This window comes from Burkholderia sp. AU45274, assembly GCF_030482505.1.
Classification (GTDB): Bacteria; Pseudomonadota; Gammaproteobacteria; order Burkholderiales; family Burkholderiaceae; genus Burkholderia.
In genome coordinates this window covers 1-12,207 of the sequence record NZ_JAUJQE010000005.1, presented here as the reverse complement: position 1 = coordinate 12,207, position 12,207 = coordinate 1, and the positions used below count along the sequence as shown (strand labels likewise).

At 69.1% G+C, this 12,207-nt stretch carries 10 protein-coding genes; 6 read left to right on the top strand and 4 right to left on the bottom strand.

From position 1 onward, the window contains the following. Positions 1 to 65: 65 nt before the first annotated feature. The 4 genes from QZM35_RS19040 (at position 66) to QZM35_RS19025 (ending at position 3,159) form a co-directional block, all read left to right on the top strand. Positions 66 to 1,568 (top strand): cobyric acid synthase, encoded by a 1,503-nt coding sequence (locus QZM35_RS19040; RefSeq protein ID WP_089426103.1) that lies wholly within the window; start codon positions 66 to 68, stop codon positions 1,566 to 1,568. Between the two features lie 82 nt (positions 1,569 to 1,650). Beyond that, positions 1,651 to 1,791, top strand: coding sequence for a hypothetical protein (locus tag QZM35_RS19035; protein ID WP_179255067.1), 141 nt, complete (start codon positions 1,651 to 1,653; stop codon positions 1,789 to 1,791). Between the two features lie 149 nt (positions 1,792 to 1,940). After that, complete coding sequence (locus QZM35_RS19030; RefSeq protein WP_089426102.1) at positions 1,941 to 2,354, top strand: DoxX family protein; 414 nt, start codon at positions 1,941 to 1,943, stop codon at positions 2,352 to 2,354. A 136-nt stretch (positions 2,355 to 2,490) separates the two neighbouring features. Further along, complete coding sequence (locus QZM35_RS19025; RefSeq protein ID WP_089426101.1) at positions 2,491 to 3,159, top strand: ParA family protein; 669 nt, start codon at positions 2,491 to 2,493, stop codon at positions 3,157 to 3,159. Positions 3,160 to 3,290: 131 nt separating this feature from the next. Here the strand turns inward: QZM35_RS19025 and panD are convergent, their stop codons facing one another. From panD to QZM35_RS19005, 4 genes are all read right to left on the bottom strand, one after another. Next, the gene (panD, locus tag QZM35_RS19020; protein ID WP_089431573.1) at positions 3,291 to 3,677 is read right to left on the bottom strand and encodes an aspartate 1-decarboxylase; all 387 of its coding nucleotides are present in this window, start codon (positions 3,675 to 3,677) and stop codon (positions 3,291 to 3,293) included. 42 nt (positions 3,678 to 3,719) lie between these two features. Continuing rightward, a complete protein-coding gene (gene panC / locus QZM35_RS19015) occupies positions 3,720 to 4,559 on the bottom strand; it encodes a pantoate--beta-alanine ligase (protein ID WP_089431572.1) in 840 nt (279 codons plus the stop codon). A gap of 265 nt (positions 4,560 to 4,824) precedes the next feature. Further along, positions 4,825 to 5,697 (bottom strand): ScpA family protein, encoded by an 873-nt coding sequence (locus QZM35_RS19010; protein WP_021164248.1) that lies wholly within the window; start codon positions 5,695 to 5,697, stop codon positions 4,825 to 4,827. A gap of 4 nt (positions 5,698 to 5,701) precedes the next feature. Continuing rightward, a complete protein-coding gene (locus QZM35_RS19005; protein WP_089426099.1) occupies positions 5,702 to 5,890 on the bottom strand; it encodes a DUF3460 family protein in 189 nt (62 codons plus the stop codon). Between the two features lie 248 nt (positions 5,891 to 6,138). Here QZM35_RS19005 and QZM35_RS19000 point away from each other — a divergent pair, with 248 nt between their 5' ends. Together QZM35_RS19000 and QZM35_RS18995 are read left to right on the top strand one after the other, a co-directional pair. Beyond that, positions 6,139 to 7,953, top strand: a complete 1,815-nt coding sequence (locus QZM35_RS19000) for an autotransporter assembly complex family protein (protein WP_089431571.1) — start codon at positions 6,139 to 6,141, stop codon at positions 7,951 to 7,953. Positions 7,954 to 7,981: 28 nt separating this feature from the next. Beyond that, positions 7,982 to 12,064 carry a translocation/assembly module TamB domain-containing protein gene (locus tag QZM35_RS18995; protein ID WP_301776627.1) on the top strand — a complete coding sequence of 1,361 codons (4,083 nt, stop codon included), beginning with the start codon at positions 7,982 to 7,984 and terminating at the stop codon, positions 12,062 to 12,064. The last annotated feature ends 143 nt before the right edge of the window (positions 12,065 to 12,207 follow it).

Genomic DNA, 12,207 nt, shown 5'->3' with positions numbered 1-12,207 from the left:
GTAACGGCGCGGGCAGGGCGGCGCGGGGGATAATGCGGCCTTTGCTTCGCGACGATCTTTACACGATGAATGCACCCGAGCCGCGGCCGCGCGGCACGCTGATGATCCAGGGCACGACGTCCGACGCGGGCAAGAGCACGCTGGTTGCCGGCCTGTGCCGGCTCGCCCGCCGCGCCGGCGCGCGCGTTGCGCCGTTCAAGCCGCAGAACATGGCGCTCAACAGCGCGGTGACGGCCGACGGCGGCGAGATCGGCCGCGCGCAGGCGCTGCAGGCGCTGGCCGCGGGCGTCGCGCCGCATACGGATTTCAACCCCGTGCTGCTGAAGCCGACGAGCGATCGCGGCGCGCAGGTGATCATCCACGGCAAGGCGCGCATGAACCTCAATGCGCGTGCGTACCACGACTACAAGCCGGTCGCGTTCGACGCGGTGCTCGAGTCGTACGCGCGCCTGCGCGCCGGCTACGACACGGTGATCGTCGAAGGCGCGGGTAGCCCGGCCGAGATCAACCTGCGCGATGGCGACATCGCGAACATGGGATTTGCCGAACGCGTCGACTGCCCGGTCGTGCTGGTCGCCGACATCGACCGCGGCGGCGTGTTCGCGCATCTGGTCGGCACGCTCGCGTGCCTGTCGGACAGCGAGCGCGCGCGCGTGCGCGGCTTCGTGATCAACCGCTTCCGCGGCGATTTCAAGCTGCTCGAACCGGGGCTCGACTGGCTGCGCGCGCAAACGGGCAAGCCGGTGTTCGGCGTGCTGCCGTACCTGCACGGCCTGCTGCTCGACGCCGAGGACATGCTGCCCGCCCAGGCGCGCAGCGCCGCCGCACGGGGCGATGCCGGCGTGCTGCGCGTCGTCGTGCCGGCGCTGCCGCGCATCAGCAACCACACCGATTTCGATCCGCTGCGTGCGCATCCGCAGGTCGAATTCACGTACTGGAAGAGCGGCCCCGTGCCGGACGCCGACCTGTTGATCCTGCCCGGTTCGAAGAGCGTGCAGCGCGATCTCGCGTGGCTGCGCGACGCGGGCTGGGACACGCTGATCCGTCGCCACCTGCGCTATGGCGGCAAGGTGATCGGCATCTGCGGCGGGATGCAGATGCTCGGGCGCACGCTCGACGATCCGCTCGGCCTCGAAGGCGCGCCCGGCAGCGTGCCGGGGCTCGGGCTGCTCGATTTCGACACGACGCTGCAGCCCGACAAGACGCTGAAGAACGTGGCGGGGCAGCTCGCGCTGCCGGGCGGGGCCGCGGTGCGCGGCTACGAGATCCACATGGGCGATACGCACGGGCCTGCGCTCGCGTCGCCCGCGCTGGCGCTGGCCGCCGACGCCGCGCGGGACGGCACACGCCCCGACGGCGCGGTGTCCGACGACGGCCAGATCCTCGCGACCTACGTGCACGGGCTGTTCGACTCGCCCGACGCCTGCACGGCGCTGCTCGCATGGGCCGGGCTCGACGGCGCGGAGCGCATCGACTATCCGGCGCTGCGCGAGGCATCGCTCGAACGGCTGGCCGACACGTTTGCCGACCATCTCGACCTCGACGCGCTGTACGCCGAGTTTCGTTGACGCGAGGCCGGCCCGTACTCGCTTTTTCCGCCGGATCGCGTACAACACAGAAGGGCGGAGGTCCGCCTGGAGGAGTGCGACGATGAAGGCTCGATGGTGGTGGAGCGTGCTGCTCGCGGCGCTGCTGGGCGCGTCGGCGGTGGCGCACGCGTGCGATTCGTCCGCACCGGGCGGCAGCCAGTCCGGTTCCGGCGACGCCACACAAGGCAAGAACGGTTACTGAGGCAGGTGGCGGGGCATGATCGGTCGTGCCCCTTTTTACGCCCCGATTAACTCCATATAGGAATCAGTTAAAGCGAAGTGGCGAGTTTATCGGTCGAATTGATTCGAATAGAGTGCGATCCATTCACACCACTCACGAAGGAATTCGCCATGAACCCCAATCGCCTCAACGATTTCGCCGCGACCCTGCTGCGCGTCGCGCTCGGCGTGTTGTATCTCGCGCACGTCGCGCAGAAGGTGTTCGTCTTCACGCTGCCCGGCACCGCGCAGTTCTTTGCGTCGATCGGCCTGCCGGGCTGGCTCGCGTACCTGACGACGTTCATCGAACTGGCCGGCGGCCTGGCGCTGCTCGCGGGCTTCCGCGTGCGCGTCGCCGCACTCGTGCTGCTGCCGTTCATGCTCGGCGCAACCGCTACGCATTTGCCGAACGGCTGGAGCTTCGCGTCACCGCACGGCGGCTGGGAATATCCGGCGTTCTGGGCCGTCACGCTTGCCGTGCAGGCGCTGCTGGGCGGCGGCGCGTTCGCGCTCGGCGCACGGGAGGTCGCGGTTCAGCGTGTGTAAGGGGTAAGTCAGCGCACCCGGGGCGGCGCAACCCGTTCCGGTGACCCCCCGTTTGCCGATATCATCGCTCCCTGTATCCGCAATCGAGCGGCGCCTGCCAGGCGGCGGGCGCCGCGCGGCTTTTTCGGGGGAATTCATGACGGTGATCGTGGTGGCGAATCCGAAGGGCGGCGTGGGGAAGAGCACGCTGTCCACCAATCTTGCCGGCTTTTTCGCGGCGCAGGGCGCGTGGGTCGCGCTCGCCGACCTGGACCGGCAGCAGTCCGCGCATGCGTGGCTCGACCTGCGGCCGGCCGGATTGCCGCCGATCGAGGCATGGGAACTCGACCCGGACGCGCCGACGAAGCCGCCGCGCGGCCTCGAATATGCGGTGATCGATACGCCGGCCGGCCTGCACGGCAACCGGCTCAACGTCGCGCTGCAACTGGCCGACAAGGTGATCGTGCCGCTGCAGCCGTCGATGTTCGATATCCTGGCCACGCAGCAGTTTCTGGAGCGCCTCGCCGACGAGAAGGCCGTGCGCAAGGGCAACGTCGAGGTCGGGATCGTCGGGATGCGGGTCGATGCGCGCACGCGCTCGTCCGACCAGCTTCACCGCTTCGTCGAAGGGCTCGGCCTGCCGGTGCTCGGCTACGTGCGCGACACGCAGAACTACGTGCAGATCGCCGCGCACGGCCTGACGCTGTGGGACGTCGCGAAGAGCCGCGTCGAGAAGGATCTCGAGCAATGGCGGCCGATCGTCGAATGGGCCGAACGCCGGGCGCCGAAGGCAGGGAAGACGGAGAAGGCCGCCAAGGCGTCCTGATCGCGTGGCCGCCGGGGCGGCGCACGATGAAATGAGAAAGGGCCGGATGCCGTCGAGTACGGCATCCGGCCCTTCGACCACAAGCGGCACCGCCGCGCCCGCGCGCCGCGGCACGCGGGCAGGCGGTCAGGTCAGGTCCAGTTCTGCGTCGGCACGTGATCGCGGTGGCCCTTGATCTTGTTGCCGTCGTCCATGAACACGAGCTTCGGCTTCCAGCCGGCCTGCAGCTCGGCTTCGTCGACCATCGCGAAGGCCGCGATGATCACGAGGTCGCCGAGTTGCGCGCGACGCGCGGCCGAGCCGTTCAGCGAGATCATCCCGCTGCCGCGCTCACCCTTGATCGCGTAAGTCGAGAAGCGCTCGCCGTTGTTGATGTTCCAGATGTCGATCCGTTCGTTCTCGATGATGCCCGAGGCGTCGAGCAGGTCTTCGTCGATCGCGCACGAGCCTTCGTAGTGCAGCTCGCAGTGCGTGACGGTCGCACGGTGGATCTTCGATTTGAGCATGTGGCGCTGCATGGTGTCTCCGTGATGCGTGAGAGGCGCGGGCGGGGCGGCCCGTCAGATTTCCAGGTTGTCGATGAGGCGCGTCGCGCCGAGCTTCGCGGCGGCGACGACGACGAGCGGTTCGCCGGCTTCGAGCTGGGCCGCGTCCGGCGCGATCAGGTTCGCGCGGCGGCGGATCGAGATGTAGTCGGGCGCCCAGCCGCGGCCGGCCAGATGCGTGCGGGCCAGTTCCTCGAGCTTGCCGAGGTCGCGCTCGCCGCCGAGCACGCTTTCGCGGATGCGCTGCAGCGTCTTCGCGAGCTCGGGCGCCTCGCCGCGCTCGTCGGCCGACAGGTAGCGATTGCGCGACGACAGCGCGAGGCCGTCCTCGTCGCGCACGGTTTCGGCGGCGATGATGTCGACCGGCAGCGCGAGCTGCTGGCACATGCGGCGCACGATCATCAGCTGCTGGTAGTCCTTCTTGCCGAACACGGCGACGCGCGGCTGCACGCAGGCCATCAGCTTCGCCACGACCGTGCACACGCCGGTGAAGAAGCCGGGCCGGAATTCCCCTTCGAGGATCCCGCCGAGATCGTCCGGCGGCAGCACGCGGTATTCCTGCGGTTCCGGGTACATGTCGCGCTCGGTCGGCGCGAACAGCACGTAGACGTTTTCCTTCTGCAGCTTCTCGATATCGTCCTGGAGCGTGCGCGGATACTTGTCGAAATCCTCGTTCGGGCCGAATTGCAGCCGGTTGACGAAGATGCTCGCCACGACCGGGTCGCCGTGCTGGCGCGCGAGGCGCATCAGCGACAGGTGCCCTTCGTGCAGGTTGCCCATCGTCGGCACGAACGCCGTGCGGTTCTGTCCGCGCAGCTGGTCGCGCAGTTCATGGATCGAGCTGATGACTTTCATGATCGGGTAGCGGGTTCCTCGCGCTGGCGCGCGTTGGCGCCGCAGCAGCGGCGTCGGGGTCGAAGCGGAGAACGCCGGCGCGCGGGCGGCGCATCGGGCGTCGGCGGATTGTAGAGGATTTGGCCGCCAAACGCATCGAAAAAAGAACGGTCGTTCACTTTTTAATCGGGCGTGCCGGCAACCATGCGCGCGGCCGCACCGGACTGCGGCGTAGCGGCGAGCGTGCCGGGATGAATCGGGAGAACGGGAAGGGCGGGCGCGGGTGTTACGCGGGCAGGTACGCGAGACGCACGTAGATCGGCGCGAACGGCTCGGCCTGCGTGATTTCGAGGAGCGACTCGCGCGCGAGTTCGAGCATCGCGATGAAATTCACGACGACGACCGGCACGCCGCGCGACGTGTCGAACAGCTCGGCGAACTCCATGAAGCGCGCGTTCTGCAGCCGGCGCAGGATCAGGCTCATGTGCTCGCGCACCGACAGCTCCTCGCGCGAGATCTTGTGGTGCTGGACGAGCTTCGCGCGCTTGAGCACGTCGGCCCATGCGGCGCGCAGGTCGTCCGAATTCACGTCGGGGAAGCGCGGCGTGACGCTTTGCTCGATGTAGACCTCGGCGCGCAGGAAGTCGCGGCCGAGCTGCGGCAGCTGGTCGAGCCGCTGCGCGGCGAGCTTCATCTGCTCGTATTCGAGCAGGCGGCGCACGAGTTCGGCGCGCGGATCCTCGGCTTCCTCGCCGGTGTCGGCCTTCTTGACCGGCAGCAGCATCCGCGACTTGATCTCGATCAGCATCGCGGCCATCAGCAGGTACTCGGCCGCCAGCTCGAGGTTCGACGTGCGGATCTGGTCGACGTAGCCCAGGTATTGCGCGGTGACCTGCGCCATCGGGATGTCGAGCACGTTGAAGTTCTGCTTGCGGATCAGGTAGAGCAGCAGGTCGAGCGGGCCTTCGAAGGTCTCGAGGAAGACCTCGAGCGCATCGGGCGGGATGTAGAGATCCTGCGGCAGCTTGAAGAGCGGCTCGCCGTACAGGCGAGCGAATGCCGCGACGCCGTCGACCGTGTCGGGCGTCGAATCGGCGCCCGCGGGCGCGGCGATCGCGTCGTCCTGCCGGGCGGCGCTGGCCTCGTCGGCGGCGCTCACGTCGTCAGAAGTTCTGGTAGTAGACGTACGGCGTTTGCTTCACGCGCGATTCCTGCTGCTCGGCGCGCTCTTCGAGGTCGATCGGCTGCTTGTCCCACAGCAGGGAACGGCCCTTGCGCTGCTCGTCCTCGAGCGTCGGCTTCTGCTGCTTGAGCTGGTTCAGGAACTGCGTGACATCGGACTGGTACGGCATGGCTGGGTTTTCCGTTTCGGGCGGCGCACGATGCGCCGGATTCACGATGGCGGGATTTTACCGCATCGCGGGAACGGCCGGCGTCAATCGCGCGTCGAATCCGCTGGCCGGTACCGGCGGACATCGTGCGGTGGCCCTTCCGGTGGCTTGGCACTCTTTCACAATCGTTTGGCGGTGACGTCGGCGCCCTGTGGTCAAATACAGGGTTTTCCACGAAACCGTAACACTCCGAGACGGCGAGGTCATATTTGGCGGGGCAGTCGAACCAGCAAGCACACACGGCGCATGACGCGAGCCCGCGCGCGGCACGCGAGCGCGCCGCCGCCGCGGCCCGCGTCGCGCGGGCGGCCCTCGCGGGTTGCCTGGCCGCGTGCTTCGCGCTGCCGGCCCATGCGAAGTACGACGTCGACATCGACGCGCCGCGTTCGATCCGCAAGCTCCTGAAGACGCATCTCGACATCGCGCGCTTCGCGAAGCGTGACGACATCAGCGACGACCAGTTCGACTTCCTCGTGACCGCCACGCCGCAGCAGGTGCGCGACCTCACCGCGACGGCCGGCTATTTCTCGCCGGTCGTGCGCACCGACGTGCGCACGCGCGACGGCAAGCGCGACGTGCGCATCGCGGTCGATCCGGGCAAGCAGACGATCGTGTCGAGCGTCGACCTGACGTTCAAGGGGCCCATCGACACCGAGGATCCGAAGCAGGAAGCCGCGACCCGTTTCGCGTTCTCGCTGAAGCCGGGCGATCCGTTCACGCAGTCCGACTGGGACGGCGCGAAGGGCGCGGCGCTCAGGCAACTGCAGTCGCACCGCTATCTCGGCGGGAAGATCGCGTCGTCCGAAGCGCGCATCGACCCGCGCACGCAGCGCGCGATGCTCGCGGTCACGTTCGACAGCGGCCCGACGTTCACGATCGGCAAGGTCGACGTCGACGGCGTGCGGCGCTATCCGGAAAAGATCGTCACGAACGTCAATCCGCTGTCGGAAGGCGAGATCTACGACGTGCAGCGGATCACCGAACTGCAGCGGCAGTTGCAGAACACGCCGTATTACGCGAGCGTCGCGATCGACGTCGGCGACGATACGGCGAAGCCCGAGCGCACGCCCGTGCACGTGAAGGTCAGCGAGTTTCCGTACAACAACATCCGCGGCGGCGTCGGCTTTGCCACCGATACCGGGCCGCACGTGCAGGGTTCCTACACGTATCTCGACACGTTCGGCGCCGCGTGGCCGCTGACCGTGTCGGGCCGGCTCGACCAGATCCAGCAATACGGGCAGGTCCAGCTGTCGATGCCGCCGGGCGAGAAGGGCTGGACCAACAGCGTGCTCGCGTCGTACACGAACACCAACGTGTCGGACACGCGCATCTACAGCGCGCGGGTCGGCGTGCAGCGCACGCGCACCGGCCAGTTCATCGACTATGCGTATTCGCTGATGTACTACCAGGACCGGCTCGACCAGAACGGCGCCGGGCCGACCACGAGCCGCGCGCTCGTGCCGCAATGGGCGTGGACGCGCCGCAACGTCGACGATCCGCTGTTTCCGCGTTCGGGCAACCTGATCCACGCGGAGGCCGGCTTCGCGGTCAAGGGCGTGCTGACCGACCAGTCCTTCATCCGCGGCTACGCGCGCGGCCAGCAGTACCTGCCGATCGGCAAGCGCGACCTGTTCGTGTTCCGTGCGGAGCTCGGCGGCGTGTTCACGAGCGGCAGCTCGACCGGCGTGCCGGCGTCGCTGCTGTTCCGCGCGGGCGGCTCGAACTCGGTGCGCGGCTACGGCTACCAGAGCATCGGTAACAGCGTCGACGGCTCCGTGCTGCCGACCAAGTACCTGATGACGGGCACCGCCGAATACCAGCACTGGTTCAACCGCGACTGGGGCGCGGCGACGTTCTTCGACATCGGCACTGCCACCGATGCGTGGGGCGAGCGCGTGTTCTACCCGGGTGTCGGCATCGGCGCGCGCTGGCGCAGCCCCGTCGGCCCGATCAACGTCGACGTCGCGTACGGGTTGCGCAACCATAGCGTGCGCCCGTACCTGACGCTCGGCATCGCTTTCTGACCGTACCGCTTCACCGACGACGAACCGCATGACGAAGGACCCGAACGACACGCCGCCGCCTCACGATCCGGACTCGCCCGACGGCGCGCCCGACGCGCCGCCGCGCACGCCGCGCCGCGGGCCCGTCGCGCGGATCGGGCGGTTCGTCGCGTGGACGCTTGTCACGGTCGTGCTGCTCGTCGTGCTGGCGGTCGGCCTCGTGCTGGCCGCGGCGACGACCGAGCACGGCACGCGGCTCGCGTGGCAGGTGGCCGGTCGCGTGCTCGGCGCGCGGCTCGCGGGCACGCTCGACGGCGGCGCGCTTGCGACCGGTGTGCGGTTGCGCGGATTCGCGTGGACGAGCCCCGACGGCACCGGCACCGAAATCCGCATCGACCGGCTCGACGGCCGCTGGGCCCTGACCCGCGCGCCGTGGCGGCTGTCCATCGCGTACCTTCGCGCCGGCACGATCGACGTGCGGATCGCGCCGGGGCCGCCGACGCCGAGTACGACGCCGCAGGACCTGAGCCTGCCGCTGCAGTTGCGGATCGACGACCTGCGCGTCGATCACCTCGCGATCCACGACGGCGGCTCGACGACGCAGCTCGACCATATCGCGCTGAACGGCCGCAGCGACGGCCGTCACCATGAACTCGTGCTCGAGGGCATCGATACGCCGTACGGCGCGCTGACCGCACGCGCGAAGCTCGACGGCGTGAAGCCATTCGCGCTGACGGGTGACGCCACCTATGCAGGCAAGCTGTCCGACGAGCCGGTCGACGCGCGTGCGCGCGTGTCGGGGTCGCTCGAGGCGCTCGTCGCCGAAGTCGACGCAAGCGGGATGAAGCTGAACGGACGCGCGCACGTCGAGGCCGCGCCGTTCGGCGCGGTGCCGCTCACCCGCGCATCGCTCGCGTTCGATCACGTGAATCCGCAGGCGCTCGCGCCCGGCGCGCCGGCTGCCGATCTCGCGGTGCGCGCGGAACTCGCGCCGGTGACGGCGCCGGCCGGGGCCGAGCCCGCGAAGGGTTTTGCGGTGACGGGCCCGGTGTCGATCGTCAACGCGAAGCCCGGTACGCTCGGCGACCATTTGCTGCCGGTGATCGATGCGCACGCGAACGTGCATCTCGACGCGCACGCGCAGCGGATCGACGATCTCGCGCTGAAGCTGATCCGCGACGGCAGCGTGACCGGCAACGGCACGCTGACGGGTGGCAAGGGCCGCTTCGACCTGAAGGTCGCGAACCTCGACCTGAACGCGTTCGTCGCCGAGCTGCGACCGATGCGCCTCGCCGGCCCGCTCGGCGTGACGCTCGCGGGCGATGTCACGACCGTCGATTTCAACCTGAACGATCCGAAGCTCGCGCTCGGCGCCCGCGCGAAGGTTGCGCTGACGCCGCAGCAGACCGTGCTGACCGACGCGCGCGTGACGGCGGGCAAGGGCCGCATCGACCTGACGGGTGTGTTCCGCCACGATGCGCATTCGAGCTATGACGCGAAGGCGACGCTGACCGCATTCGATCCGCTGCTGCTCGCCGCGATGAGCGCGCCGAAGGCGGGGGGCGGCAAGGCGCCCGCCAAGGCCACGAAAGCGCCGGCCCCGCGCGGCGAGACGCGCGTGTCGGGCACGCTGACGGCGTCGGGCGCATTCGCGCCGCAGGTATCGACGAAGGCGACCTTCAAGCTCGGCGACAGCCTGTACGACGGCGTGCCGCTGACCGGCGCCGGCGTCGTGCAGCTGGCCGGCTCGCGCATCTTGCCGAGCAACGCGAACCTGTCGATCGCGGGCAACCATGTCGACCTGCGCGGCAGCTTCGGTGCGCCCGGCGACCGGCTGCGCTTCGTCGTCGACGCGCCGCAGCTCGACCGGCTCGGCTTCGGCGTGCAAGGGCTCGTGCAGGCGCAGGGCGACCTGACCGGCAGCTTCGCGCACCCGAACGTGACGGCCACCTACAAGGCCGAGCACGTCGTCGTCGGCTCGAACCGGATCGGTGCCGCGCAGGGCCGCGCGGACATCCGCGACGGCGCGCACGGCGCGCTCGTGTTCACGGCCGATGCGTCCGACATCGCGCTCGGCTCGCTGAAGCTGAAATCGCTGCGCGCGAACCTCGACGGCACGCGCGCGAAGCACACGCTCGACGCGTCGGCGCTCGGGGCGGCCGGCGGCCGCGTGATCGACGTGACGCTCGCGGCGAATGGCGGCGTGGTCGAGAATCGCGACGGGATGCGCTGGGACGGCACCGTCACGCGTCTTGCGAACCGCGGCACGCCGACCATCGCGCTGCAGTCGCCGCTGACCGTGTCGGCCGGCGCCGGCCGCGTGACGCTCGGCGCGACGCGCCTCACGCTCGAAGGCGCGGCGATCGACCTGAAGTCGTTCGTGTTCGATCACGGCCAGATGCGCTCGGCGGGCTCGGTGACCGGTGCGTCGGTCGCGCGTTTCCTCGAGGTCCGCCAGGAACTGACGGGCCAGCGGCCGCCGGTGCGCACCGACGTCGTGCTCGATGCCGACTGGGATTTCTCGCTCGGCGCGAACGCGACAGGCTACGTGCAGGTGAAGCGCCGCGGCGGCGACGTGACGATCGAAAGCGGGCGCGGCATCGCCTCGCTGGGGCTGACCGACCTGTCCGCGCGCGCGAGCTTCACGCCCGGCAACCGGCTCAACGTGACGGCGCTCGCGAAGGCGGCCCGGATCGGCACGCTCGACGCGAACGTCACCGTGCCGTTCGCGCTGCGCGACGGGATGTTCGGCGTGGTCGACGACGGCCCGCTGTCGGGTCGCATCGACGCCGACATCCCGGCGCTGAAGACGACCGGCAACCTGTTCGGGCCGAGCTACCTGCTCGGCGGGCGCGCGGCGCTGAAGCTGACGGTCGCCGGCACGCCGGTGAAGCCGAACCTGTCGGGGATGCTGACGGGTGACGACCTGTCCGCGACGCTGATCGACCAGGGCGTGCAGCTGAAGGACGGCATCGTGCGCGTGAAGCTGTCGGAAAACCTCGTCGAATTCCAGCAGGTCGAGTTCCACGGCGGCGACGGTACGCTGCGCGCACTCGGCCGCGTGCGCCTCGACGGCGAGGCGCCCGACCTGACCGCGAGCATCGTCGCGGACAAGCTCGAACTGTTCGCGGCGCCGGACCGCAAGCTGTCGCTGTCGGGCAAGGCGACGGTTGCGAACGACGGGCCGCGTGGCGCACTGTCGATCGACGGCAAGTTCGTCGTCGACCGCGCGCTGTTCGACTTGCCCGAGGAATCGGCGCCGCACCTGTCGGACGATGTGGTGATCGAGCAGCCGGGCGGCACGGTGCGCGGCGAGACGCCGACCGGTTCCGCGGTCGCGAAGCCGAAGCCGGTCGAGGACAAGCCGGCGCCGTCGCTCGCGCCGCGCGCGAACATCGACATCGGCCTCGGCAACAACTTCCGCTTCAAGGGCCACGGCGCGGATCTCGGGCTGCGCGGCACGATCACCGTGATGAGCGCGCCGGGCGTGCCGCTGCGCGCGGTCGGCAACGTGCGCGTGACCGAAGGGTCGACGTACACGTCGTTCGGCCGCAAGCTCGCGGTCGAGAACGGCTTCTTCACGTTCAACGGCCCCGTGTCGAACCCGGGCGTCAACATCCTCGCGATGCGGCGCAACCAGGAGGTCGAGGCCGGCGTGCAGGTGACGGGCACGATCCAGTCGCTGACGGTCAAGCTCGTGTCGGAGCCGAACGTCACCGAAAACGAAAAACTGTCGTGGCTGTTGTTCGGGCACGGCACCGACCAGGGCAACAACGTCGGCCAGCAGGGTGCGATGACGGCGGCGCTCGGGCTGCTCGGCAGCGTGACCGGCAAGCGCGTCGCGCAGACCTTCGGTCTCGACGAGGTGTCGGTCGGCCGCAGTGAAGTCGGCCTGACCGATCCGCAGGTCGTGCTCGTGTCGAAGGCGATCAACGAGCGCTTCGTGCTCGGCTTCGAGCAGGGGCTGCAATCGGCGGCCAACGCGTTCAAGGCGACGATCAACCTGACGCGTTTCTGGTCGGTATCCGCGTACGGCGGCACGTTCCAGGGCGTCGACCTGAACTACACGCGGCGTTTTGATCGCTGGTTCAGCAGTGACCGCGGGGGCGGGCGGCGCGCCGAGCAGCCATGAAAAAAGCCCCGCACATTGAACTGCACCCCAAAAGTTGGACATCGATCCAACCTTTGGGGTGTTTTTCATGAGCAAGTACACGGAGCAGTTCAAGGTATCCATTGCAGAGGAGTACGAGTCCGGCCACGCTGGGTTCCGTGAGA

What these genes read in the sequence shown, in the direction of transcription:
- QZM35_RS19005 (WP_089426099.1), bottom strand. Translation starts at nt 5,890, where the DNA reads ATGCCGTACCAGTCCGATGTCACGCAGTTCCTGAACCAGCTCAAGCAG.
- QZM35_RS18995 (WP_301776627.1), top strand. Translation starts at nt 7,982, where the DNA reads ATGACGAAGGACCCGAACGACACGCCGCCGCCTCACGATCCGGACTCG.
- QZM35_RS19035 (WP_179255067.1), top strand. Translation starts at nt 1,651, where the DNA reads ATGAAGGCTCGATGGTGGTGGAGCGTGCTGCTCGCGGCGCTGCTGGGC.
- panD (WP_089431573.1), bottom strand. Translation starts at nt 3,677, where the DNA reads ATGCAGCGCCACATGCTCAAATCGAAGATCCACCGTGCGACCGTCACG.
- QZM35_RS19040 (WP_089426103.1), top strand. Translation starts at nt 66, where the DNA reads ATGAATGCACCCGAGCCGCGGCCGCGCGGCACGCTGATGATCCAGGGC.
- QZM35_RS19025 (WP_089426101.1), top strand. Translation starts at nt 2,491, where the DNA reads ATGACGGTGATCGTGGTGGCGAATCCGAAGGGCGGCGTGGGGAAGAGC.
- panC (WP_089431572.1), bottom strand. Translation starts at nt 4,559, where the DNA reads ATGAAAGTCATCAGCTCGATCCATGAACTGCGCGACCAGCTGCGCGGA.
- QZM35_RS19030 (WP_089426102.1), top strand. Translation starts at nt 1,941, where the DNA reads ATGAACCCCAATCGCCTCAACGATTTCGCCGCGACCCTGCTGCGCGTC.